The sequence below is a fragment of the Massilia sp. BKSP1R2A-1 genome (assembly GCF_050586525.1).
Lineage (GTDB): Bacteria > Pseudomonadota > Gammaproteobacteria > Burkholderiales > Burkholderiaceae_D > Telluria.
This window is the reverse complement of the sequence record NZ_JBOBRE010000004.1, coordinates 80,453-105,300: the sequence shown is the minus strand read 5'-3', so window position 1 is coordinate 105,300 and position 24,848 is coordinate 80,453. Positions and strand designations below refer to the sequence as shown.

General features: G+C 66.7%; 19 protein-coding genes. 14 read left to right on the top strand and 5 right to left on the bottom strand.

Annotated features, from left to right (window positions below):
• Positions 1-115 precede the first annotated feature (115 nt).
• Positions 116-2,401 (bottom strand): T6SS effector phospholipase Tle3 domain-containing protein, encoded by a 2,286-nt coding sequence (locus ACQ7JA_RS07895; RefSeq protein ID WP_430896323.1) that lies wholly within the window; start codon positions 2,399-2,401, stop codon positions 116-118.
• A 10-nt stretch (positions 2,402-2,411) separates the two neighbouring features.
• Positions 2,412-5,153, bottom strand: a complete 2,742-nt coding sequence (locus tag ACQ7JA_RS07890; RefSeq protein WP_430896321.1) for a type VI secretion system Vgr family protein — start codon at positions 5,151-5,153, stop codon at positions 2,412-2,414.
• 151 nt (positions 5,154-5,304) lie between these two features.
• Here ACQ7JA_RS07890 and ACQ7JA_RS07885 point away from each other — a divergent pair, with 151 nt between their 5' ends.
• From ACQ7JA_RS07885 to corA, 4 genes are all read left to right on the top strand, one after another.
• The gene (locus tag ACQ7JA_RS07885) at positions 5,305-6,228 is read left to right on the top strand and encodes a TonB family protein (RefSeq protein ID WP_430896319.1); all 924 of its coding nucleotides are present in this window, start codon (positions 5,305-5,307) and stop codon (positions 6,226-6,228) included.
• 4 nt (positions 6,229-6,232) lie between these two features.
• On the top strand, positions 6,233-7,042 hold the full coding sequence (aroE, locus tag ACQ7JA_RS07880) for a shikimate dehydrogenase (RefSeq protein ID WP_430896317.1): 810 nt from the start codon (positions 6,233-6,235) through the stop codon (positions 7,040-7,042).
• Complete coding sequence (gene mtgA, locus ACQ7JA_RS07875) at positions 7,039-7,779, top strand: monofunctional biosynthetic peptidoglycan transglycosylase (RefSeq protein WP_430896315.1); 741 nt, start codon at positions 7,039-7,041, stop codon at positions 7,777-7,779. Before aroE ends, mtgA begins: the two co-directional genes overlap by 4 nt.
• Positions 7,780-7,875: 96 nt before the next feature.
• A complete protein-coding gene (gene corA / locus ACQ7JA_RS07870) occupies positions 7,876-8,841 on the top strand; it encodes a magnesium/cobalt transporter CorA (protein WP_430896313.1) in 966 nt (321 codons plus the stop codon).
• A 68-nt stretch (positions 8,842-8,909) separates the two neighbouring features.
• Here the strand turns inward: corA and hemL are convergent, their stop codons facing one another.
• Positions 8,910-10,211, bottom strand: coding sequence for a glutamate-1-semialdehyde 2,1-aminomutase (gene hemL, locus ACQ7JA_RS07865; RefSeq protein ID WP_430896310.1), 1,302 nt, complete (start codon positions 10,209-10,211; stop codon positions 8,910-8,912).
• A 16-nt stretch (positions 10,212-10,227) separates the two neighbouring features.
• Entirely contained in the window at positions 10,228-11,043 is an 816-nt protein-coding gene (thiD, locus tag ACQ7JA_RS07860) for a bifunctional hydroxymethylpyrimidine kinase/phosphomethylpyrimidine kinase (protein ID WP_430896308.1), read from the bottom strand.
• A 92-nt stretch (positions 11,044-11,135) separates the two neighbouring features.
• Between thiD and ACQ7JA_RS07855 the strand changes: the two genes are divergently transcribed.
• From ACQ7JA_RS07855 to ACQ7JA_RS07830, 6 genes are all read left to right on the top strand, one after another.
• Positions 11,136-11,288, top strand: coding sequence for a rubredoxin (locus tag ACQ7JA_RS07855; RefSeq protein WP_029755924.1), 153 nt, complete (start codon positions 11,136-11,138; stop codon positions 11,286-11,288).
• A gap of 250 nt (positions 11,289-11,538) precedes the next feature.
• Positions 11,539-11,934 carry a response regulator gene (locus ACQ7JA_RS07850; protein ID WP_430896306.1) on the top strand — a complete coding sequence of 132 codons (396 nt, stop codon included), beginning with the start codon at positions 11,539-11,541 and terminating at the stop codon, positions 11,932-11,934.
• Between the two features lie 35 nt (positions 11,935-11,969).
• Complete coding sequence (locus tag ACQ7JA_RS07845; protein ID WP_430896304.1) at positions 11,970-12,359, top strand: response regulator; 390 nt, start codon at positions 11,970-11,972, stop codon at positions 12,357-12,359.
• A complete protein-coding gene (locus tag ACQ7JA_RS07840) occupies positions 12,356-12,895 on the top strand; it encodes a chemotaxis protein CheW (RefSeq protein ID WP_430896302.1) in 540 nt (179 codons plus the stop codon). The genes ACQ7JA_RS07845 and ACQ7JA_RS07840 overlap by 4 nt, the downstream gene beginning before the upstream one ends.
• Before the next feature lie 48 nt (positions 12,896-12,943).
• Positions 12,944-15,190, top strand: coding sequence for a methyl-accepting chemotaxis protein (locus tag ACQ7JA_RS07835; protein ID WP_430896300.1), 2,247 nt, complete (start codon positions 12,944-12,946; stop codon positions 15,188-15,190).
• A 19-nt stretch (positions 15,191-15,209) separates the two neighbouring features.
• Positions 15,210-20,468 carry an Hpt domain-containing protein gene (locus ACQ7JA_RS07830; protein WP_430896298.1) on the top strand — a complete coding sequence of 1,753 codons (5,259 nt, stop codon included), beginning with the start codon at positions 15,210-15,212 and terminating at the stop codon, positions 20,466-20,468.
• Between the two features lie 110 nt (positions 20,469-20,578).
• Here ACQ7JA_RS07830 and ACQ7JA_RS07825 read toward each other — a convergent pair whose 3' ends face one another.
• A complete protein-coding gene (locus tag ACQ7JA_RS07825) occupies positions 20,579-22,033 on the bottom strand; it encodes a cryptochrome/photolyase family protein (RefSeq protein WP_430896827.1) in 1,455 nt (484 codons plus the stop codon).
• A 306-nt stretch (positions 22,034-22,339) separates the two neighbouring features.
• On the opposite strand from ACQ7JA_RS07825, the gene ACQ7JA_RS07820 reads away from it, so the two are divergent.
• The 4 genes from ACQ7JA_RS07820 to ACQ7JA_RS07805 are packed head-to-tail and all read left to right on the top strand — an operon-like array spanning position 22,340 to position 24,846.
• Positions 22,340-22,954: a YqgE/AlgH family protein gene (locus ACQ7JA_RS07820; protein ID WP_430896296.1), complete on the top strand. Its 615-nt coding sequence runs from the start codon at positions 22,340-22,342 to the stop codon at positions 22,952-22,954.
• A 15-nt stretch (positions 22,955-22,969) separates the two neighbouring features.
• The gene (gene ruvX, locus ACQ7JA_RS07815; RefSeq protein WP_430896294.1) at positions 22,970-23,362 is read left to right on the top strand and encodes a Holliday junction resolvase RuvX; all 393 of its coding nucleotides are present in this window, start codon (positions 22,970-22,972) and stop codon (positions 23,360-23,362) included.
• Positions 23,349-23,888 carry a bifunctional pyr operon transcriptional regulator/uracil phosphoribosyltransferase PyrR gene (gene pyrR / locus ACQ7JA_RS07810; protein ID WP_430896292.1) on the top strand — a complete coding sequence of 180 codons (540 nt, stop codon included), beginning with the start codon at positions 23,349-23,351 and terminating at the stop codon, positions 23,886-23,888. The genes ruvX and pyrR overlap by 14 nt, the downstream gene beginning before the upstream one ends.
• Positions 23,869-24,846, top strand: coding sequence for an aspartate carbamoyltransferase catalytic subunit (locus ACQ7JA_RS07805; protein ID WP_258826773.1), 978 nt, complete (start codon positions 23,869-23,871; stop codon positions 24,844-24,846). Before pyrR ends, ACQ7JA_RS07805 begins: the two co-directional genes overlap by 20 nt.
• Positions 24,847-24,848 lie beyond the last annotated feature (2 nt).

Below are 24,848 nucleotides of genomic sequence, written 5' to 3'. Positions count from 1 at the left end.
GGCTCGATGACCGTCATTACAAATACGGTCCAGATCGGAATGAGGACCGCAAGCGTAAGGCCGACGCTGATGAGGTATGCGACTGGCCTGGGCTGACTACGCACTTCTTTGCTTATCATTGTTTCTCCTTTTTTCCACTCTGCGTTCCAGATGGATTGGCCATGACGCGGTCTCCGGCCACGGTTTCGCAAATGACGAGCTTCGGCAGCCCGACATGTAGTGCAGGCACGCAGGACGGCAGATTCCCGGAGCTGTAATAGATCGAGTTCGCCTTGATGAGCTCCTTGCGCTCCGCAGATTCAGCCGACCAGTAGACGCCATGAAGCTTTTCAAACCGTTCCCAACGCAAGACAGATGACCGCTTTTCAGCTTTTTCGTCGGACTGCAGCCGCCAGTCCGCCACCGCGCACAGGTACGCATAAAACGCCGGATCGCTTGACGCCAGCCCGCCGCCGATCGCCAGGTCATATGCCGTTACATTCCGGTGATTCTTCACGCTGCCGAAGATCGATCCGTGAAATGATTTCGGGCTGACTTCGTTCTGCCAGCGTCTGCGCGCTTCATTCGGACTTTCCTGGATATGGGCTATGACCTTGCCGTTGGTCTGGCGTGTCGCGCCCAGTACCCGGCATCGTGCATTCTCACCGTCCTTGTCGAGCTTGCGGTCGCCGTTGTAGCGCTCCTCGATGCGCTTGCAGTCTGCCGGCGAAAGCACCTCGAACTGCTCCGGTTTGCGCGGCGCGCCGGACGGGTCAGGAACCTCCTCGTACCTGGAATCGAGCCCTTTGCCGCTGGTGACGGCGATTGCCGCGTCGATCGGATCGACCTCTTCGCACGGGCCCTGGTCCTTGGCGGCTACCTTGGCCTGCTTCGAACCCTTCGGGATATTCTTCGGATCGATCTGGCCACTGCCGCGCAGGTCCGCCGGCACTGGCGTACCTAAGGCTTCGCCGTTGATCGTGCGCATGCCCTCGCGCTTGTCCGTTGCAGACTTCATGAAGTCCAGCATGCCCGTCTTGGCCGGTTGTGCGGCCTCAGGGTGATGCGTGCGCAAGGTTCGGTTGGCGTCCGCCACGTGCGCATGGTCATCCTCGCCTTCGATGCGCAGGGCGAAGTCGTGGGGAGGTTGCCCGACAAGGACCGCACGGCCGTTGCGTTGCTTGGCAGTGAAGACCCGCTGGAAGAAGCCGCGCCCGAGTTCCGCCAGCGGCTTGCGCTCTTGCCGTTCGGTGGCGACCCGTCTGGTCGAGTTGCCCCAGCCGCCGCGCACCCGGGTGCTCCCGTCCTTCGGCACCGCTTGACCACTCATAAAATCGGGTACGCCTTGCCAGCCGATCCCTTTCATATTGTCCAGCGCCACCGTCATGTCCTCGGGGCAGAAGTAGAGGTAGACCTTGCCGCGGTTGTCGCGGTCGGCGCCGGCGCTCCACTTCGCACCTACCATGCCGTGGTGTTTCGCATGGTCGGATAAGGCAGTGAAGGCGGGAGCCGTGTGCTTGCGCGCGGCGACGCCCTGCACGATGTTAGCCAGCGTGCGCAGGCGCGCATCGAAGGTCTGGCGGGACCTGAGCGGCGCATAATGCCCTTCCATCGCGCGGTCGGAGCCGCTCTTGACGGTCTCCGCGATGCCGACCAGGACGCCGGCATCTTCTTCCAGGCTGTAGGGCGGATGGGTCAGGACGAGGGTATCGGCCGGGCGCTTGCCCTCGTCAAGCAGGAAGGCCTGGGCCAGCAGGCTGACCAGGCAGCCCTGGCTGTGGGCGACGATGTTGACCACCTCGTTAGCATCGTAGTCGCGGATCATGGCGACCAGGGCGGCCAGCCGTTTGGCGGCCAGCACCATGTACATGCGGCCGGGGGCGCTGTACACCGGACGTATCGGGTCGCCGCCCACGTCCGCCGGCGCGCAGATACCGCGGTTCCACATGTCCGGCAGGGTGCTGGTGGCGTTGGCGAAGGGGCCGCCTCCTTTCGAGAGGTCCTTGTCGAGGCGGTTGCCGAAGCGGTCGATGCGTTGCCCGTTCTTCGTTCCGGCTTCGCTGCGCAGTTCGCGATAGCCCCAGTAAAACGGAATCACTGGACTATGCGTCGCTTCCGCGATGCTGCGCTTGAAGAACACCGCATCCGGATCCGGTTCGACGACGTTCTTGTCCGCCGCGGTCGGCATGCGGTAGCTGCCCGGAACGAAGCGCCCCGGCGCGCCTTGCAGGCGAACATCGAGCCCGGCGCACAGCCCTTCCTCGACCGCGCCGAACCCGGTGCCAACGTCGTTGACGCCGTGGATGACGATCACATTGCAGGGAAGATCGGGCCGCACGTCGACGGTCTTGTCCGACTTGCGGCCGCATTGCAGCACGCTGGCGTCCTTTCCGATGCAGCTGGCCTCTCGCGGATAAGGCATGGAAGTCTCCTCAGGATTCGTCGCTCAGGATGCGGATGCGTGCGATGTGCATCGCATCGCGTTCCAGCAAGTCGGTTTTCCCGGCAGCGTCGCTGGTTCCCGTCAAGGTGCTGCCGTCGCTCAGTGCGATTTCGTAGCGGCGGTTGGCGGCGGCTACCGGGTCGTCGCCGTGCGCGCCGTACTTCAGTACGAATTTCTGGTCGGCCCCGCCCTTGTCGAAGACGGGCAGCTTGGTCGCCATCGTGGCCGGGCCATCGAAAGGAAAGTTGGCGCCGTGGTGCTTGATGTCGCCTTCGGTGCCGAGCGTGATGCCGCCGCCGATCTTGACGAAGGACCCGTCCTCGGCGATGAACTGGATCTCCTTCGCCATCACGACGACCTTGCCGTCCGTGGCCGTGATCCTGACGTTCTTCGCGGAGTTGAGTTCGGTGTCGTCGTGCTGGCTCTGGAGCAGGAATTTGCCCTGGTGGGCGATGGCCTTGATGCCCCCGGTGTGCGCGAACATGGAGACGCCCTGTCCGGCGTTCAGGTTGAAGCGCTGGCCGGCGGTGAGCTGGAGGTGCTGCTGGGCCACGCTGTCGAGATTGCTGCCGGCATAGCTGATCAGGGCCTTGGGCGTGGCGAAGCTGATGCCTTCCGGCGCACTCAGGCCGATGAGGGCGGCGCCGCCGTCCTTGCCATCGGGGGCGACATTGCTGCCGTTCTCCCATCCGTCCAGTTGCTCCTTTAGCTGCCCGAGTGGTTCGGCGTCGAGCGCCATTGCCTGGTGCTCGGCCGCGTACGTGCCGAGGTTCTGGCATTGCTCCAGGCATTGCGCCATCAGGGACAGGAATTCCGCGCGGGCCAGCTGGTTGCCGACGGCATTCAGGCGTTTCCATGCGCTGAGCAGGATGCCCTTGGCCGCGCGCACGGCCACGTGTTCGTCGCTGCGCAGTTCCGCACCTTCGCCGCGAGGCGTGGCCTTGCCGTCACGCCGCACATGGCGCAGCTCGCCGAGATTGAGCTGGCTATGGCCATGCTCGCTCGCCAGCTGGACGCTGATCTGGGACGGCGTGTCGTCCATGCGCAGCTGGTTGTAGCGGCGTCCGCCGATTTCGCGGCTCTTGATCCCCGACAGGAAGCGGTTGCCCGGCAGCGCGCCCTGGTGCGTAAAGTCCGGCGGCGGTGTGCGCGCCCCGTGTACGCGGCCGATGATGATCGGCTTGTCCGGGTCGCCCCCGAGGAAGTCCACCAGGCATTCGTCGCCGGCGCGGGGCAGCGAGATCGCGCCGCAATGGTCGCCGGCCCAGGAGCTCGCCACCCGTATCCAGGCCGAGTCGGTATCGCTGCCCGACGCCCCTGCGCCCTGGGCGTGTGCGTGGTCGTCCGGGCGGCAGGCCGGGAAGCGCACCTTGACCCGGCCATGCTGGTCGCAATGCACCTCCTCGTCCTTTGGGGCGACCACGATCACGCTTTGCAGCCGCACCTGAGGAAGGTCGACGCGCGGGTCGAATGCCGGCACGATGGGAATGCCGCGCCGCACGCAGCTGAAGCGGTTCGCGTATCGCCCACGCCTCTCGGTGCGCGTATTTTCGGAGCCTTCATTCGGCGAGTGCCAGCGGTTCAGCGCGAACAGGCGCGCGATCCGGTCGTTCAGGGTCTTCGGCAGGTTGTTTTCGGCTTCGACGTGCAACCCGGTCAGCACGAACTCGCGTTCGTCATGGGGGTGCGTATCGACTTCGGCGTGGCCTTCGATGGCGATCCATTGGCCGACGCACAGGTCGCGCACACCGCTCTCCGCTTCGAACATCTTGGAAGCGTATTCATGGTGCTCCATGCGCAGGGTCGCCAGGTCGCGGAAATCGCCGGCGCTGTCGCCGGCATGGGGGGCGAGGGCCATATAGTCGTCCAGGCTGGCGGCAAAGCGGTTGCCCAGCGCTCCCTGGTCGTAGCGGCCAGGCACCGTGAGGTCGAGCGCCGCGGACTGCTTGTAGTCCCAGCTGTGACGCGTGACCTGTCCGCAACCGAGCGAGCGCAGCGCATGCCATGCGGTGATGCTGTCCCGTTCCTCGGTCCCGTCATCCCGGTGATAGCGGACCGTGCCCGCGCTGCACTGCCCCAGCGTACGAGGATCGTCGAACAGCACCAGCCGGTGACCGCGCACCATGCCGTCCCCCACGGGGTCGCCAGCTTCGAAGAACCAGGCCAGGCCGCGTCTTTTCCACAAACGACGCAGGAAGGCGGCATCGGATTCGTTGCTTTGCATCGTGAACCCGCGGCGCGGGTAACTCTCCCTTGTCTGGAGGCGAAAATCGAATGCGCGCGCCAGTACCGGGTTATGCTGCAAGCATTCGCGCAGCAGGACGCGCGTGATGTCGATTTCGCTGGCATCGCGAAACACCCGTGTATTGGTGCGCGCCTCCAGCAGGGCCAGCGCATCGCGGATGACCAGTTGATAGGTGGCCAGGCCGCCGTCGCTCTCGCCTTCGGCCGCGTGGGCGACGATGCCGCAGACCGAATGCAGCCCGCCGCGGTCGGTGACGAACTGCAACTCCGCCGCCATCGCGTTGAACATCTTGAGCGGCAAGCCGGCCTGGCTGGCGACGCAGAACAGCCGATACTCGAATCCGCCACAGATCGTGGCTTGCCCTGTAACCTGCTGGACAAGCAGAAGGTTGGCAAGCACCTCCTGTTCTCCCGCAAGGCGCAGACGGAGCGGGCGGTTGGCGTCGCTCAGGGTTTCTGGCGACAGTTGCAGCGAAGTCAAGGGCATGGGCAGCTCCACCAGTCAAAACTGAAATGCTGCGGCAATACAGTAAAAAGCTATTGATTGCTGTCAACTATTCAATATCGATGGACGACATTTTTCCTGTCTGTGGCATGCACGCTCCGCAATCTCCCTGCACCCGCAGTTGCAGGTTAGAATGCCCAATCCTGATTTCCAAGCCCGTCCGGGCACCCTCAGCGCAGTGACGTATTTGCAGAACAACCGCCCCCTGATCATCGCCCTCGGCGTCTCCGTGCTCGCGCACGCAGGCCTGCTGGCGGTGCGTTTCGCCGCGCCGGACGCGTTCCGGCAGCAGCCCGCCGATCCGGGGCTCGAAGTCATCCTGGTGAACGCCAAGCACGCGAACGCGCCCACCAAGGCCGACGCGCTGGCCCAGGCCAACCTGGAAGGCGGCGGCACGGCGGATGCCGGCCGCTCCCGTTCCCCGCTGCCCGACCTGCGGAAAATCGAGAACGGCGAAAGCATCAAGGCCCTGCAGCGCCGCATCGCCGACCTCGAACAGCAACAGCAGAACGTCCTGACCCGCGTGCAGAAATCCACCTTCACCGCCCCGCCAAAAACGGAGCAGGACAAGCCCGACCCCACCCGCACCGGCAACGACGCTTTCGACACCAGCCGCGCCATCTCGCGCGCCGCGGCGGAGGTCATCGAGCGCATCGAGGACCAGAACAAGCGTCCCAAGCGCACCCAGATCACGCCCAGCACCCGCCAGGTCGGCTACGCGCTCTACTATAAGGAGATGCAGAAGCGGATCGAGGAAATCGGCACGCTCAACTTCCCCCAGCAGAACGGCAAAAAGCTCTACGGCGAGCTGGTGGTCTACATCCCGATCTTCCAGGACGGCAGCATCTATACGAAGGACGGCGGCCCGCGCGTCGAACGCAGCTCGGGCAACCCGGCGCTGGATGCGGCGGCCCTGCGCATCGTGCGCCAGGCCGCGCCCTTCGGCGCCTTCCCGGCGAATATGCGCACGCGCGGCAAGGACGACTTGTGGGAAGTGATCACGCGCTTCCGCTTCACGCGCGAAGAGAAGATGCAGGCCGAATTGGGAGGCAACTAAGGAGATGACCGATAAATACTGCGTGATCGGCAACCCGATCGCCCACAGCAAGTCGCCCGAGATCCATCCGGTCTATGCGGCGCAGACCGGCCAGGACCTGGTGTATGAACGCTGCCTCGCGCCGCTCGATGGTTTCGAGGCGACCGTCCACCGCCTGGTGGCGGAGGGCTACCGCGGCGCCAACGTCACGCTGCCGTTCAAGATCGAGGCGGCGCGCGTCTGCACCCGCCTGGAAGAGCGGGCGCGCGCGGCCGGCGCCGTCAACACGCTGATCTTCGCGAACGGCGAGATCGTCGGCGACAACACCGACGGCCCCGGCCTGGTGGCCGACATCACCCGCAATGCGGGTGTGGCCATCGAGGACAAGCGCGTGCTGCTGCTCGGCGCCGGCGGCGCCGCGCGCGGGGCGCTGCTGCCGCTCGTCGGGCAAGGTCCGCGCGAAATCGTCATCGCCAACCGCACCGTCGCCACCGCCGAAGCGCTGGCCCGCGATTTCAGCGGCCACGGCGTTCCGATCACGGCCAGCGGCTTCGGGGAGGTCGACGGCAGCTTCGACATCGTCATCAACGCCACCTCCAGCAGCATCGCCGGCGACCTGCCGCCGGTGGCCCCCACCGTATTCGGTCCGGACACCCTCGCCCTGGATATGATGTACGGAAACCAACCCACCGTCTTCATGGACTTCGCCACCCGCCACGGCGCCACCGTGCGCGACGGCCTCGGCATGCTGGTCGAGCAGGCCGCCGAGGCCTTCGCCATCTGGCGCGGCGTGCGTCCGGAGACGGCAACCGTCATGAAGAAGATGCGACCATGAGCACAGCGACCATCAGCATGTCCAGCACCAAAACGGCGGGGAAGAAGGGCGCGCGCCGCTGGCTCAAGTGGCTGATACTCGGGCCCATCCTGCTGGTGCTGCTGGTCCAGCTCTACTTCTTCGTCATGGTCTGCTGGTATTCGGTGTTCAATCCGGGGTCGACCAGCTTCATGCGCCAGCAGCTCTCGGAACTGCGCGAAAAGAATCCCAAGGCCCAGCTCAAGCACGAGTGGGTGCCCTACGAACGCATTTCGGTGAACCTCAAGCGCGCCGTGGTGGCCTCGGAGGATTCGCGTTTCGCCGAACATGGCGGCGTCGACTGGGAAGCGCTGGAAAAGGCCTACGAGCGCAACAACAAGCGCAGCAAGGTGGTCGGCGGCGGTTCGACCATCACCCAGCAGCTGGCCAAGAACCTCTTCCTGTCCGGCTCGCGCAGCTACCTGCGCAAGGGGCAGGAGATGATCATCGCCTTCATGCTGGAAACCGTGATGTCCAAGCGCCGCATCCTCGAGGTGTATCTGAACGTGGTCGAATACGGGCGCGGCGTGTTCGGCGCCGAAGCGGCGGCGCGCCACTATTACCGCACCTCGGCGGCCAACCTGAATGCCCAGCAGGCGGCGCGCCTGGCGGTGATGCTGCCCAATCCCCGCTACTACGACAAGCACCGCGCCACCAACTACCTGGTGCGCCGCACCGCCCTGATCCAGCGCCGGATGCGCTTCGCCGACCTGCCATAGGGGCAAACGCACGAAATTGTCGGTACGGGGTGGCCGCTTGCGCTGCCGGTCGGTTACACTTGCGGAAATTTTCGAATCCCGGCCGAGAAACAGCGCATGATCAACGTATTTGTCCTACAGAATGGCCGCCTGAACCAGGTCAGCGTCGAGTCGCGCGAGGACCTGGAGAACGTGACGCCGGTCTGGGTCGACCTGAACGAGCCCACCGACGAAGAGCGCATCCTGGTCAAGACGACCTATGGCGTGACCCTGCCGGGCGAGGACGAAGTCTCGGACATCGAAGCGTCGGCCCGCTACTACGAAGCCGAGAACGGCGACCTGCACCTGCGCACCGACTTCCTGCTGGAAGAAGAGGACGGCCCCTCGCGCGTGGTCACCGTCGCCTTCATCCTGTCCGGCAAAATCCTGTTCTCGGTCCATAACGACGACCTCCCGGTGTTCCGCCTGGTGCGCCTGCGCGCCCGCTCGCGTCCCGGCTCGATCGAAGACTATATGGACGTGCTGCTCGACCTCTACGCGACCGACGCCGAGTATTCGGCGGACGCGCTCGAGGGCATCTACGAGGCGCTGGAAGAAGTCTCGACCCGCGTGCTGCAGAAGGAATTCACCGACCAGGATGCGGCCGCCGCGCTGAACGCGATCGCGCACGAGGAAGACTTGAACGGACGGATCCGCCGCAACATGATGGACACGCGCCGCGCGGTCAGCTTCCTGATGCGCGGCCGGCTATTGAACAGCGACCAGTTCGAGGAAGCGCGCCAGATCCTGCGCGACATCGAATCGCTGGACGGCCACACCTCCTTCCTGTTCGACAAGGTGAACTTCCTGATGGACGCCACCGTCGGCTTCATCAACATCAACCAGAACAAGATCATCAAGATCTTCTCGGTGGCCTCGGTCGCCTTCCTGCCGCCGACCCTCATCGCGAGCATCTACGGCATGAACTTCCGCATCCTGCCCGAGATTGACTGGACCTTCGGCTACCCCTTCGCGCTGGGCCTGATGGTCACCTGCGGCATCGCGCCGCTGTGGTACTTCCGGCGCCGCGGCTGGCTACGCTGAAAGAATATTTCAAATTGATGCGCCCGGTGAAAGAATATTTCACCGGGCGTTTTCCTGTCCAATGATGCTCAGCCGATGCGCTTGAACACCCGGCGCGCCGCTTCGATGGTCTCGTCGATGACGGCGTCGGTATGCTGGGCCGAGACGAAGCCCGCCTCGAACATGGCGGGAGCAAAATACACACCCTCGTCCAGCATGCCGTGGAAGAAGCGGTTGAAGCGCTCCTTGTCGCCGGCCATCATCTGGCCATAGGTCGAGGGGATGTTGTGGCTGAAGTAGAAGCCGAACATGCCGCCCACCGCATCACCGCAGAAGGGAATGTCCGCTTCCTGCGCCGCCTCAATGAGGCCCTTGACCAGGCGCTCGGCGGCTGCGCCCAGCTTCTCGTAGAAGCCCGGCTCCTGGATCAGCTTCAGGGTGGTCATGCCCGCGGCCACCGCCACCGGGTTGCCCGACAGGGTGCCGGCCTGGTAGACCGGGCCGATCGGCGCCATCTTCTGCATCAGTTCCGCACGGCCGCCGAAGGCCGCCACCGGCAGGCCGCCGCCGATCACCTTGCCCAGCGCGGTCAGGTCGGGCGTGATGCCGTACATTCCCTGCGCCCCGCCCAGGCCGACGCGGAAGCCGCACATCACCTCGTCGAAGATCAGGACGGCGCCGTGCTCGGTACAGAGTTCGCGCATGCGGGTCAGGAATTCCGGCGTCGCGCGGATCAGGTTCATATTGCCGGCCACCGGCTCCACGATCACGCAGGCGATGGTGTCGCCCATCGAGGCAAAGGCGTCTTCCAGCTGCGGGACGTTGTTGTAGTCCAGGACCAGGGTGTGCTTGACGAAGTCTTCCGGCACGCCGGCCGAGGTCGGGTTGCCGAAGGTGAGCAGGCCGCTGCCGGCTTTCACCAGCAGGGAGTCGGCGTGGCCGTGGTAGCAGCCTTCGAACTTGACGATCTTGTCGCGGCCGGTGGCGCCGCGCGCCAGGCGCAGGGCGCTCATGGTCGCTTCCGTGCCCGAGGAGACCAGGCGCACCTGCTCGATCGACGGCACCAGGCGGCAGATCTCTTCGGCCATCTCGATCTCGCCCTCGGTCGGCGCGCCGAAGGACAGGCCGTTGGCGGCGGCATCCTGCACCGCCTTGATCACCTTCGGGTGGGCATGGCCGACGATGGCCGGGCCCCAGGAACCGATGTAGTCGATGTAGCGCTTGCCGTCCGCATCCCAGAAGTAAGGGCCTTCGGCGCGGGTGATGAAGCGCGGAGTGCCGCCCACCGAGCGGAAGGCGCGCACCGGCGAGTTCACGCCACCCGGCGTGGTCTGCTGGGCGCGGGCGAACAGCTGGTCGTTCTTTGACATGGAAGGTCGGTGTTCAGTCATGGTCTTGTGGGCCTGCTTAGCCCCGGTAGAATTTATTGGGAATGAATTTGCCCATGCCGAAGCGCTGGGCGTGTTCGAGGGCGCCGTTGGTGTAGTCCTGGGCCGAGAACAGCGCCTGGGGCGCTTCCATGCCGCAGGCCATCAGGGCCGTGAAGGCGGCCGAATAGGTGTTGCCGGCGCCGACGAACGGCCCCGGCAGATGCTTCCATTCGACCTTCGCGACCACACCGTCGGCGTCGAACAGGGTATTCGAACAGCCGCCCTGTTCATCGCGGGTGCCGGTGACGAGCACGTACTGGCAGCCGGCATTGGTCAGTTCCGCCACGTCTTCCAGCAGCGAGCCTTCGGTCCCGAGGTTGCTCCCGACATCGCGCCAGGTCTCGGCCATGCGGCCCAGTTCCGACTGCGACAACATCAGCACCGTGGTCTGGGGCGCGAGGATGGAGCGGATCGCCGACAGCATCTCCTCGTCGGCCAGGCCCGAGTCGGGCAGGGCGGTCAGGAAAGGGTCGAGGATGAGCGGCGCGTCCGGGTAGTCGGAGACGATTTCGGCGATCGCGGCCAGCTGAAGCACATTGGCGACGGCGCCGACCTTGAAGGCGGCCACCGGCATGTCCTCGAGCAGGACCCTGGCCTGGTCGGCCATCCAGTCGCTGTCGACTTCGTGCAGGTTTTCGACCTTGGCGCTGTCGGCCACCAGGATGCCGGCAACCACCGACAGGCCGTGGCATCCGTGCGCGGCGAAGGCCGCCAGGTCGGCCTGCACGCCAAGCGCGCCGACCGGGTCGGACACGCCAAATGTCAGGATGAGGGGTAACGGTTGGTTTTGCACGGCTGCTGCATTAAGATACGCGACTCTCCATTCTACTAGATACAAGGAAGCATATCGTGAGCACTGATTCGACGGCCCCATTCCAGACCTGGATGTGCCTGATCTGCGGCTGGGTCTATGACGAGGCCGCAGGCGCGCCGGACGACGGCATCGCCCCCGGCACCCGCTGGGCGGACGTCCCGATGAACTGGACCTGCCCGGAATGCGGCGCCCGCAAGGACGATTTCGAGATGACGGCTATCTGATGTAGGGTGGACGGCTCTGCCGTCCGCGCGTTCGACTCCCGGAAGCGCAGTCGCGACTCATGCTGGAGCTGAACGCGCGTTCGGCGAAGCCGAACACCCTACATTAAAGACAAGAAATATCGACAATTGCCTTGCATTTAAACCAAGTAGGTTTGCAGGATGCTACGTAAAAGTTGACTTGCTGCAACACTTTCCGCACAAGGCAAATCCCCTGTGCTATCGTGGCGTTTCATGCTGAAGTGAAACGAAAATGACGATATCGCCGCAATCGACGGGTCTGACCATCATGGTGATCGACGACAGCAGCACGATCCGCCGTTCCGCCGAAATCTTCCTGACGCAAGCAGGTTACCAGGTGGTGCTGGCCGACGACGGCTTCGATGCGCTCGCCAAGATCAACGACCACCACCCCGCGCTGGTGTTCTGCGACATCCTGATGCCGCGCCTGGACGGTTACCAGACCTGTGCCCTGATCAAGAAAAGCGCGCGCTTCCACGCGACGCCAGTGCTGATGCTGTCGTCCAAGGATGGCCTGTTCGACCGTGCGCGCGGCGCGATGGTCGGCGCCTCGGCCTATCTCACCAAACCGTTTTCCAAGGACAGCCTGCTGGCCGCGGTGCGCGAGCACACCGCCGGCAAGGCCTGACCCCGCATACTCAATATCGAACACCGGAGCCCAACGTGGCCATACACAAGATCCTGATCGTCGACGATTCCCCGACCGAGCGCTTTTATCTCACCGACATCCTGGCGCGGGCCGGCTATGCCGTCAGCACCGCCGTCAACGGCGAAGAGGCGATCGACAAGATCCGCGCCGAGCGCCCGCAACTCATCCTGATGGACGTGGTCATGCCCGGCGCGAACGGCTTCCAGGTGACCCGCGCGATCGCGCGCGATCCGGAACTGTCGAGCATCCCCGTCATCATCTGCAGCAGCAAGAACCAAGAGACCGACCGCATCTGGGGCATGCGCCAGGGCGCGCGCGACTACCTGATCAAGCCGGTCGACCCGGCGCTGCTTCTGGGCGCCATCGCCACACTCGACGCGCAAGCGCCGGCCGCCGCGGCATGAGCGAGGTCCAGGCACGGCCGGATGGCGCCGCGCGCCGCGCCCGCCTGCGCGAATACCAGGAGCAGCTCCTCGAACGCATGCAGGCCGCGAAGAGCGGCAGCGGCGCGCCGATCCAGCAGCTCGGCCTGCAGGTGGGAAGCACCCGCTACCTGCTCGATTTGCTGGAGGCCGGCGAGATCGTCTCCCCAGTGCCGCCCGCGCGCGTGCCCCTCACCGTGCCCTGGTACCTGGGCCTGGCCAATGTGCGCGGCACGCTCGTCGGCGTGATCGACCTGGCGCGCTACCTCGGCGAAGAGGGCGCGCCGCCCGCCGGCCCGTCCGTGCGCATGATCACCTTCGCCCCCGCGCTGGGCTGCAATTGCGCGCTGCTGGCCGACCGCGTCTACGGCCTGCGCCAGGCCGGCGCCATGAGGCGCGAGGGCGACGCCCTGGCCGATGCCGAAGGCCAGCTCTGGACGCCGCTCTCGCTGGCGGCCCTGGTGCGTGAAGAGCGCTTCCTCGACGTCGCCCAGAAAAACACAGCAGAACACCAATAACGAACCGCAGGACCAGGAGCCGGTATGGGATTCGCCTCGAAACTCAGCATGAACGTATTCTCGAAGGAAGACGCGGACGAGGACACCATCCTGTCTGCGCCCGACACGCAGTTCGGAAGCGGCCTGCTGCCGCAGCAGCCATCGAGCGACGACGGCCAGGTGCACGGCTCGGCCGAAGCCGCCGCGCGCCGCCTCGGCAACACCCGTCCGCGCAAGCCGCTGGCCGCAAGCGCGGAGGAAGAAGACCTGCGCCTGCCGCTGATCGGCCACCTGGCGCTGTCGCGCCAGCTGCGCCTGGTGCTGGCGGCCTTCGTGGCCGGCATCCTGCTCACCATCCTGTCGATGTGGCAGAACGCGGCGCGCACCGACGTGGTGTCGAACCAGGGCCAGCTGGCTGCGGACGCCCTGACGCACTCGCAGCGCGTGGCCAAGGCCGCGCCGGTCGCCCTGGGCGGCGACGCATCCGCTTTTGCCGAACTGGATGACAGCCGCGCCGAACTCGGACGCCTGCTCACCCTGCTGGCGCGCGGCGGCCAGTCGAACAACCTGACCATTCCGCCGGCTTCCGACCAGCTGGCCGGCCTGCTCGCCAAGGCGCGCTCGGGCTGGTCGGCTTCGAACGCGGCTGCCACCACCATCGTCGGCAACAAGCGCCACCTGGTGGGCTTCGGCGCCGCCGTCGACCGCCTGGACGCGCTCGCGCCGGAACTGCAGAACCTGGCCGACCGCCTGCGCGCGGGCACGCCGCGCGACGCGGCCGCGGGCGACCGCCTCGAGGCCATCGCCGACCGCCTGCCGGCGGCGGCCCATGCTTTTTCCGCCCCGGGCGCCGCCCACCGCGATACCGCCAAGGCCATCGCGCGCGACAGCGCCGAGCTGGGCGCCCTGTTGGAGAGCGCCGCGGCCCAGGTGGCCGACGTCGACCTGCGCGAGCGCCTGGGCGCCGCGCGCACCCTGTGGAAGGCCTGGCACGAAGGCCTGGCGCCGCTCTCGACCAATCTGACCAACTTCGCCGCCGCCCGCACCGCCGAGCAGGTGATTTCGCGCGACAACGAAGGCCTGCGTTCGACCCTGTCCCAGGTCCAGACCGAATACCGCAACGAACTGAACACCCGCAGCAGCTGGTTCTGGGTGCTGGTGGGCGCCTCGGTGTTCACCCTGCTCATGGGCGGCAGCTTGAGCCGCGTGATGCTGCAGGATTCGCGCAACCGCACCCGCGGCGCCGAGGCCCGCCGCCGCGAAGCCGAGGCGATGCGCCAGCTGGCCCAGGCCAAGGAAGAAGAGGCGAAGGCCACCAACGACCAGAACCAGGCCGCGATCCTGCGCCTGATGAACGAACTGCAGGAAGTCGCGGACGGCGACCTGACCGTGCACGCCACCGTCTCGGAAGACATCACCGGCGCGATCGCCGACTCGGTCAACTACACGGTCGAGGAGCTGCGCGCGCTGGTGCAGCGCGTCATCAAGACCACCGAGCAGGTGACCCAGGCATCGGGCGGCGCCCAGGCGGTGTCGACCGAGCTGCTGGGCGCGGCCGATGCGCAGTCGCGCGAGATCCAGGATGCCTCGAGCACCATCCTGCAGATGGCGACCCAGATCTCGAGTGTGTCGCGTTCGGCGACCGAATCGGCCGACGTGGCGCGCCAGTCGGTGGCGGCGGCGGAGCAGGGCGCGCAGGCCGTGCAGAACGCCATCCTCGGCATGAACGAGATCCGCGAGCAGATCCAGGAGACCTCGAAGCGCATCAAGCGCCTGGGCGAATCCTCGCAGGAGATCGGCGAGATCACCGACCTGATCTCGGACATCACCGAACAGACCAATGTGCTGGCGCTGAACGCTGCGATCCAGGCCGCGTCGGCCGGCGAGGCGGGGCGCGGCTTCTCGGTGGTGGCGGAAGAGGTGCAGCGCCTGGCGGAACGTTCGGCCGAAGCGACCAAGGGAATCGGCGCGCTGGTGCGCACCATCCAGGCCGACACCCACGACGCGGTGGCGGCGATGGAAAAGTCGACCCAGGGCGTGGTCGAGGGCGCCCGCCTGTCCGACGCGGCCGGCGCCGCCCTGTCTGACATCTCGCGCGTGTCGAACCGCCTGGCGGAGCTGATCCAGGGCATTTCGCTGGCGGCCGAGCAGCAGGCGACGTCCGCCAACGGCGTGGCCCATAATATGCAGCATATCCTGTCGGTGACCGAGCAGACCCAGGGCGGCACGCGCCAGACGGCGCAGTCGATCCGCGAACTGGCGCTGCTGGCGCAGGAGCTGAAAGATTCCGTGTCGCGCTTCCGCGTCACGGCCTGAACAAACGAATACGAGCCCCATGACCAAGCCATCCTCCCGCCTGCCCGCTTTCGATACCGGACCGCTGTCGTGGGTGATCGGCGAGATCCGCGACGCCCTCGGGCGTTCGGGCACGGCGCTGCGCGACGCGGCCGGCCGCAGCCAGGAGGCCCAGCCGACCCTGCTGCTGCATGCCAAGACCCACCTGCACCAGGCCCATGGCGCCCTGCAGATGGTCGATGTCGAGGGCGTCAACGTGCTGGGCGGGGCGGCCGAGAAGCTGATCGACCGCTTCAAGGATGGCCAGCTTCCCTGCAACCCGGATACCGTGAAGGTGGTGCAGGACGCCTACCAGGCCCTGGTCGAATACCTCGACGAACTGCTGGCGGGGGCGCCCCAGCAGCCGGCGCGCCTGTTCCCGTATTACCGCGACGTGCAGGACAAGCTCGGCGTCGAACGCATCCATCCCTCCGACCTGCTGCCGGCGAGCCTGGGGCAGGGCGTCGAGTTCCACGTGCCCGCCAGCAGCGCCCAGCCCGACATCGCGGCCTGCCGCGCGCGCTTCGAAAAGTCGCTGCTGCCCTACCTGAAGAGCGGCGAAGCCCAGCACGCGGCCGGCATGCGCGATGCGATCGAACCGATTGCCGCCAGCCAGGTGGAGCCGAGGGGCCGCCTGTTCTGGAGCGCGCTCCACGCCTTTGCCGGCGTGGTCGCCGATGGCCAGATCGAGAGCGACCTGTATGTAAAACAGCTGCTCGGCCAGGTCAACCTGCAGCTGCGCCGCCTGTCGCAGGGCCAGGGCGGCACGCCGGACGCGATGCTGCGCGACGCGCTGTTCTTCGTGGCGGCCGCCGCCCAGCCGAACGAGGACGCCCAGCGCCTGCGCGCGGCCTGCGGTCTCGACGGCCTGGTGCCGCACGACTACGCGGCGCGCCGCTACGGCCGCATCGACCAGGAAGCGCTGCAGGAGGCGCGCGAAGCGCTGGCGCGCACCAAGTCGGACTGGGACCGCATCGCCACCGAAGGGGCGGGCGAAGGCGAGGTCAAGGAAGATTTCAACGAGCAGCTCTCGCGCCTGGCCGGCGCCAGCGAAAAGCTGGGCGCGCCGGCCCTGGCGCAGCTGCTGCGCGAACTGGGCCGCGCCGCCACTGACGCCATCGCGGCCGGCCGCAGCGACGATTTCGGCCTGGAGATGGCCACCGCCATGCTGTTCGTCGAGAACGGCCTGGACCAGCTGCGCCAGCTGCCCGAGGATTTCTCCGAGAACGCGGAAGCGGTAGGCGCGCGCCTGCTGGCGCTGGCTGCTGGCGAAACCCCGCCGGACGCGCCGCAGTGGCAGGGCGAGCTGGCGCGCCAGATCCAGCAGGGCCAGACCGTGGCCGTGCTGGCGGGCGAGATCAAGGCCGGCCTGCGCCAGGTCGAGAAGCTGCTCGACGACTACTACGACAACCCGAACAAGCGCGCGGCGCTGGTCCAGGCCGAACCGGTGCTGCACCAGCTGCAGGGTGCGCTGGCCATCCTCGACCAGGACCAGGCGGTGCTGGCGGCGCGCCACGTGGCGGGCGAAGTGCGCACGCTTGCCCAGAGCGACGGCGTGGTGGACACGCAATCGGCCGTGCTGCACAACATCGCGCAGAACATCGGCGCGCTCGGCTTCTTCACCGACCTGCTGGCCCAGAACAGCGAGTCGGCCAAGGGGCGCTTCACCTTCGACATTGACAAGCGCCTGCTGCGCGAGCTGCCCTTCGAATTCGTCGAGGCGGCGCCTGAAGCGGCGCCTGTGCAGGAGCAAGCGCCCGAGGCGCAGGCGCAGGAAGCGACGATCGAATCCGAGCTGCTCGAGATCTTCATCCTCGAGGCGCAGGAAGTGCTGGGCTTCGTGGCCGAGACCCTGCCGCAGGCCGAGAACGATCCGGACAAGCAGGAAACCTTGACCCTGCTGCGCCGCTCCTTCCACACCCTGAAGGGCAGCAGCCGCATGGTGAACCTGGAGCGCTTCGCCGAAGGCGCGGCCGCGGTCGAGAAGACCATGAATCTGTGGCTGTCGGAGGCGCGCGGCGCCACCCCGGCCCTGCTCGCGCTGCTGCGCGAAGCGCATGCCCAGCTCTCGAGCTGGGTCGACGAGCTGGTGGCGCAGGGCGGCTCGCAGCGCGACAGCGCGGCGCTGGTGGCGCTGGCTAAGCGCGTGATGGAAGGCGGGGAACCGGAAGCCGCGCCAACCGCGGTGGAAGAAGCGGCCCCCGCGACCAGGCGCGTGGGCGAGCTCGAGATTCCGCTTGCCCTGTACACCATCTACCTCGACGAGACCGAGGCGCTGGTGGCGCAGCTGGAGCAGGATTTCGATGCCTGGCGCGCCGAGCCGGAGCGCCGCGCCACGGAGGACGCGGTCAAGGCCGCGCACACGCTGGCCGGGACCTCGTCCACGGTCGGCTTCACGGCCTTGCGCGACGTCGCCCACGCCCTGGAAGCGGTGCTGGAAAAACTGGCCGTGCCGGGCCCTGAACTCGATGGCGCCGGCCGCGAACTGCTGGAGGCGGCGCTGGCGCGCGCGCGCACCATGCTGCAGGTGTTCTCGCTGGGCGAACTGGCGCCAAACCAGCCGGACCTCGTCAGGCAGCTCGAGACCCTGCTCGAACGCCTGGCCAGCCAGCAGGCGGCCAGCGTCTACGGCGAGGCCGACCCGGCGCTGGCGGCCAGGCTCGACGCGCTGTTCGCCACCGCCTACGACGAACTGATGGCCGCGCCGCCGCCGGCGCCCGTGCCGGCCGCCGTGCGCGAAAAGGAAGAGAAGGCCGAAGCGGTCAGCGAGATCGACGACCTGTTCGACACCTTCCTCGAAGACCCCTTCGCCGCGCCGCCGCTGCTGCAGGCTGGGCCGACCGGTGCAGAACCGGCATTCGTCGCGGTCACGCCGGACGAGGCGGTGCTGGACGAAGCGGTGCTCGACGAGGCCGTGCCCGATGCCGTCGCGCCCCAGCCCGAGCCGGAAGCCGGGATCGAGGCCGGGATCGAGCCCGAGAGCGAGCCCGAGATCGAGCCCGAGATCGAGCCCGAGATCGAGCTGCAGCCGCTGCCCGAGCCTGCCGTGGTCCAGGACGACGGCGCGCTTCCCGTGACCCCGGTGTTCGCGGACGAACTCGATCCCGACCTGCTGCCGGTCTTCCTGGAAGAGGGCGCCGACCTGTTGCCGCAGATCGGCAACGGCCTGCGCCAATGGCAGCAGAATCCGCAGGACCACGGCGTGGCCCAGGGCCTGCAGCGCGCCCTCCACACGGTCAAGGGCAGCGCCCGCATGGCCGGCGCAATGCGCCTCGGCCAGCACACCCACGAGCTGGAAACCCAGATCGAGAACATGGTGCATGCCGGGACCACCACCCCGGCGGCGTTCGACGAACTGCTGGCCAACTACGACCAGGCCCTGCTGCTCTTCGAACAGCTGCAGCAGCCGGCGACGCAGGCGCCCGCCGCCGCGGCGCCCGCGCCGCTGCCGGCCGAACAGCCGGGCGCGCGTGCGCCGCTGGTGCGCGTACGCGCCGACATCCTCGACCGCGTCGTGAACCAGGCGGGCGAGGTGTCGATCACCCGTTCGCGCCTGGAGAACCAGGTCGGCGCGCTCAAGGGCGCGCTGTCCGACTTCACGGACAACCTCGACCGCCTGCGCCGCCAGATGCGCGAGATCGAGATGCAGGCCGAATCGCAGATCGCTTCCCGCCTGTCGATCGCGGGCGAGCGCGAATTCGATCCGCTCGAGTTCGACCGCTTCACCCGCCTGCAGGAACTGACGCGCATGATGGCCGAGAGCGTCAACGACGTGGAAGCCTTCCATGAGGGCCTGTCGCGCACGGTGGACAGCGCGCAAGAAGACCTGGCGGCCCAGCAGCGCATGACGCGCGACCTGCAGCGCGACCTGATGCGGGTGCGCATGGTGCCGTTTGCGAGCCTGTCGGAGCGCCTGTTCCGCGTGGCGCGCCAGACCGCCAAGGAAACCGACAAACGCGTCAACCTCGACATCCGCGGCGGCGCAGTCGAGATCGACCGCAGCGTGCTGGAGCAGATGGCCGCGCCGTTCGAACACCTGCTGCGCAACGCCATCGTGCACGGCATCGAGGCGAGAGCCAGCCGCGCCGGCGCCGGCAAACCGGAGACGGGCGAAGTGCTGGTGCAGGTCGCCCAGCATGGCAACGAAGTCGCGATCGGGTTCAGCGACGACGGCGCCGGCCTGGACCTGGACCGCATCCGCGCCAAGGCGCGTGCGCTGGGCCTGGTGGCGCAGGACGCCGTGATCTCAGACATTGAAGCGGCCGAACTGATTTTCGAACCGGGCTTCTCGACCGCCGACACGCTGACCGAACTGGCCGGCCGCGGCGTCGGCATGGACGTGGTGCGTTCCGAAGCCCATGCGCTGGGCGGCCGCGTGGCGGTCGAGACCGAGCCTGGCAAGGGCACGCGCTTCTCGATCCACCTGCCCCTGACCCTGGCGGTCGCGCAGGTGGTGCTGGTGGCCGCCGGTGGCCGCACCCATGCGCTGCCCTCGACCCTGGTCGAGCAGGTGCTGCAGGTGCGCGACACCGATCTGCTGGCTGCCCAGGCGGCCGGCACGATCGCGGTGTCCGGACAGCCGCATGCCCTGCACGCGCTCGACGCGCTGCTGGGCGAGCCTGCCGCCAATGGCGGCGCCCTGCAGAAACTGAGCCCGGTGCTGGTGGTGCACGGCGCGAGCGGCCGCATCGCCCTGCGCGTGGACGAGGTGCTGGGCAACCGCGAAGTCGTGGTCAAGAACATCGGCCCGCAGCTGGCCCGCGTGCCGGGCATTGCGGGCGCCACGGTGCTCGGAACCGGCGAGATCGTGCTGATCCTCGACCCGGTGGTGCTGGCCGAGCGGCCGGCGGCGCCAGCTGCACCTCCCTTCGAGAGCAGCGAGCCGGTCCAGCGCGCGACCATCATGGTGGTGGACGATTCGATCACCGTGCGCCGCGTGACCCAGCGCCTGCTGGAGCGCGAAGGCTATGGCGTGATGCTGGCCAAGGACGGCATCGACGCCCTCGAGCAGATCGAGCAGGCCCAGCCCGACCTGATGCTGGTCGATATCGAGATGCCGCGCATGGACGGTTTCGACCTGACCCGCGAGGTGCGCGAGAACGAGGCCACGAAGGCGATCCCGATCATCATGATCACCTCGCGTACGGCGGACAAGCACCGCAACTACGCGCTGGGGCTGGGGGTGAATGCCTATTTCGGCAAGCCCTACCAGGAGCCGGTCTTGCTGGCGGCGATCGAGAGCCTGCTGAACCGGGGTTGAACTTGTAGGGTGGACGGGTCCCCCGTCCGCGCGTTCAACTCCCAGTTAAATGGATGCGACGCGTGCAGTTCATGCACTGTTTGAACGCGCGGACGGCGAAGCCGTCCACCCTACGACTCCTCTTTCTTCACCACCGCGAAGCGCTCCAGCGTCCGCTTGCGCGCCGCATCGTGCTCGACCACGGGCAGCGGATAATCCCTCCCCAGCACCACCCCTTTCTCCGCCAGCACATCCTGCGCCACCAGCCACGGCGCATGGATCTCCTTCGCGCCCAGGCGCCCCAGTGCAGGCACCCACTCCCGGATGAACTCCCCATGCGCATCGAAACGCTGCGACTGCGCCACCGGATTGAAGATCCTGAACCAGGGCTGGGCATCGCAGCCGGTGGACGCCGCCCACTGCCAGCCGCCGTTGTTCGAGGCCAGCTCGTAGTCGTTCAGCTTGAGGGCGAAATAGCGTTCGCCGCGGCGCCAGTCGATGCCGAGGTCCTTGGTGAGAAAGCTGGCCGTCACCATGCGCAGGCGGTTGTGCATGAAGCCGGTCTGGTTCAGCTGGGCCATGGCGGCGTCGACCAGGGGAAAGCCTGTGCGTCCCTCGCACCAGGCGGCGAACAGCTCGTCGGCTTCATCCCCGCTTTCCCATGCGATGGCGTCGAAGGCCGGCTTGAAGGATTGCCGCACGACGTGCGGATTGCGGGCCAGGATCATCGAATAGAAATCGCGCCAGATGAGTTCCGACAGCCAGACCGAGGCGCCCGTGCCGCCGGCGCCGTTTTCCATCATCTGCCGGGCCGTGCGCACCAGGTGGCGGATCGAGGTGGTGCCGAAGCGCAGGTGGACGGACAGGCGCGAGGTGCCGTCCTCCGCAGGGAAATCGCGCGCGCGGCCGTAGTCGGCGATGCGCCCCACGAAATCCTCGAACATCGCCTCGGCGCCTTCCATCCCGGCCGGCAGCGGCGGCTCGCCCGGGACAAAGCCGATCTCTTCCAGCGAGGGCAGGGCAGGCGTGTTGGCGGGCGGCGGCGCGAAGGCGTGCGCGTACTGGTCGACCGGGTAGCTCGCCAGGGTCGCCGGCATGCCGGCCAGGCGCTTGAGCCAGGCGTTCTTGTAGGGCGTGAACACCGAGAACGGTCCCTTCGCCAGGGTCAATACCTCGTCTTTCTCGAAGATGACCTGGTCCTTCAGACTCAGAAATTTCCTACCGTCAGCCTCCAGGCGTTCCGCCATTTGTGCGTCACGTTCGACCGCCTCGGGTTCATAATCGGTACATACCAGCACCGCTTCGGCGCCGAGTTCGGCGGCCAGTGCGGGAACCACTTCAAGCGGGCGGCCCTGCCGCACGATCAGAAAACCGCCGAGCCGGCGCAGCTCGGCATCGAGGCTGGCAATGCTCGCGTGGATGAAGCGCACGCGCCGGTCGTCACGGGGCAGCGGGTCGAGAATGTCGCTGTCATACACGAAAACGCAGTGCACACGGTTGGATGAGGTCAAAGCCCGGTGCAGGGCTGCATGGTCGAATGCGCGCAGGTCGCGCCGGAACCAGACCAGGGAGTTGCTCATATTCATCATCGTGTGCGGGGTCAAGGTGGCGGCCGATTTTACTGGGTAGGATTCTTCCTAGCGGTACCGAAGAAGCAAGGCGGCGGGACAGTAGCGGGGCGCGGGGCGGATGTCGCAGGTCGTCCAAAAGAGGCGCATACGTGGCCGTTCAGCCAATTCAGTGTAAACTATCGAAAAGCGTGCTGTTGTTTTGTGGACACCACCCGGTCACGGACCTTGTCGATCCAGCGCTGTCGATAAACCAGAGTGAGCCCATGTGAGAGTAAGCGTATGAAGAAAAGCAAAGTTGGCAACACTCTACCGAAGCCCGGCATGCCACCGGAAGCTGAACAGACGCTCGGTAAGATCGGCCCCGCTTCTTCCGGACTGAATCTCGCCAACCATTTCCTGATCGCGATGCCGTCGATCCAGGACCCGATCTTCGGCGGCACCGTCGTCTATGTCTGCGAGCACAACGAGAAAGGCGTGCTCGGCGTGGTCATCAACAAGCCGACCGACATGACGATGGACGTGCTGTTCGACCGCGTCGACCTGAAGCTGGCCCCCGGCCTGCGTTCCTCGGTCACCGACCAGCCGATCATGTTCGGCGGCCCGGTCCAGGACGACCGCGGCTTCGTGCTGCACACACCGAGCGGACGCTACTCGTCCTCGCTGACCGTCACCGACGACGTCGCCTTCACCACCTCGATCGACGTGCTCGAAGCCGTCGCCAGCGGCGCCGGCCCGGCCCGCATGCTGGTCTCCATCGGCTATGCCGGCTGGAGTCCCGGCCAGCTCGAGGAAGAACTCTCTCGCAACGGCTGGCTGACGGTGGGCGCCGATGCGAAAGTGCTGTTCGACCTGCCGATCGAAGAACGTTATACCGCCGCCATCAAACTCCTCGGAATCGATCCGCTCATGTTAGCTACCGAAGCCGGCCATGCATAAGGGGTGCATGCCCTGATGGTCGACATCGTTCTAGGCTTCGACTTCGGGGTGAAGCGCATCGGCATTGCCATGGGCAACACCCTGACCGGGCAGGCGCAACCGTTGACTGTCATTAAGGCGGTCGACAACGCCACCCGTTTCCAGGTCATCGGCGACCTCATCAATGAATGGAAACCGGCTCGCCTCATCGTGGGCGAGCCGCGCCACCCCGACGGCGCCGAACACGACATGACGCAGCGCAGCCGGCGCTTCGCCAACCAGCTTCACGGCCGCTTCAACCTGCCCGTCGAACTCGTCGACGAGCGCTACTCTTCCGCCGTCATCCCGCAAAAACGCGGCGAGGTCATCGACGCCAAGGCGGCCGCCATCATTTTGCAACAATACTTTGACTCCAATGCCAACATCTAATCAAGCGTACGACGCGGAGGCGCTGTACCGCGAGCTGCTGGGCCAGGTCCGCGCGGGCCTGGATGGCGTGCCGGATCCCGCCATCGTCGGTATCCACTCGGGCGGCGCCTGGCTGGCCGAACGGCTGGCGAAAGACCTCGACCTGACTGGCCGCCTGGGTTCGATCGACGTCTCCTTCTACCGCGACGACTACGCCAAGAAGGGCCTGCACCCGGACGTGAAGCCGACCCACATCCGCTTCCCGGTCGATGGCGCGACCGTGGTGCTGGTGGACGACGTGCTGCAGACCGGCCGCACCGTGCGCGCCGCGATCAACGTGCTGTTCGACTACGGCCGCCCGGCCTGCATCCGCCTGGCGGCCCTGGCCGACCGCGGCGGACGCGAGCTGCCGGTGGCGCCAGACTACGTCGGCACCCGTGCTACCCTCGCGCCGAACCAGTCGCTCTGCCTGCAGCGCGACGACGCCGGCCAACTCTCGCTGACCATTGAAGTTGAACACACCGACAATGTCCAAGATCTTTCTTAACCCGCAACTGAACAAGAACGGCGAGCTGCAGCACCTGCTCTCGATCGAGGGCCTGCCGAAGTCCATCCTGAACCACATCCTCGACACCGCATCGAGCTTTGTCTCCATCTCGGACCGCGAGGTCAAGAAGGTGCCGCTCATGCGGGGAAAAAGCGTGTTCAATCTCTTCTTCGAGAACAGCACCCGCACCCGCACCACCTTCGAGATCGCGGCCAAGCGCCTGTCGGCCGACGTCATCAACCTGAACATCCAGGCCTCCTCGGCCAGCAAGGGCGAATCGCTGCTGGACACCATCGACAACCTGTCGGCCATGCACGCCGACATGTTCGTGGTGCGCCACTCTCAGTCGGGCGCGCCCTACCTGATCGCCAAGCACCTGATCGAGACCAACCAGTCGCACGTGCACGTCGTGAACGCCGGCGACGGCCGCCACGCGCACCCGACCCAGGGCCTGCTCGACATGTACACGATCCGCCACTACAAGCAGGATTTCACCAACCTGCGCGTGGCCATCGTCGGCGACATCCTGCACAGCCGCGTGGCGCGTTCGGACATCCACGCACTGACGACCCTCGGCGTGCCGGAAGTGCGCGCCATCGGCCCGCACACCCTGCTGCCGGGCGGACTGGAGCAGATGGGCGTACGCACCTTCACCAACATGGATGAGGGACTGAAGGACGTCGACGTCATCATCATGCTGCGCCTGCAGAACGAACGCATGAGCGGCGCGCTGCTGCCTTCGGCCCAGGAATACTTCAAGAGCTACGGCCTGACCCCGGAGCGCCTCGCGCTGGCCAAGCCGGACGCGATCGTGATGCACCCGGGCCCGATGAACCGCGGTGTCGAGATCGACTCGGCGGTAGCCGACGGCAGCCAGGCGGTGATCCTGCCGCAGGTGACCTTCGGTATTGCGGTACGCATGGCGGTGATGAGCATTTTGGCAGGAGGCAGGGCGTGAAA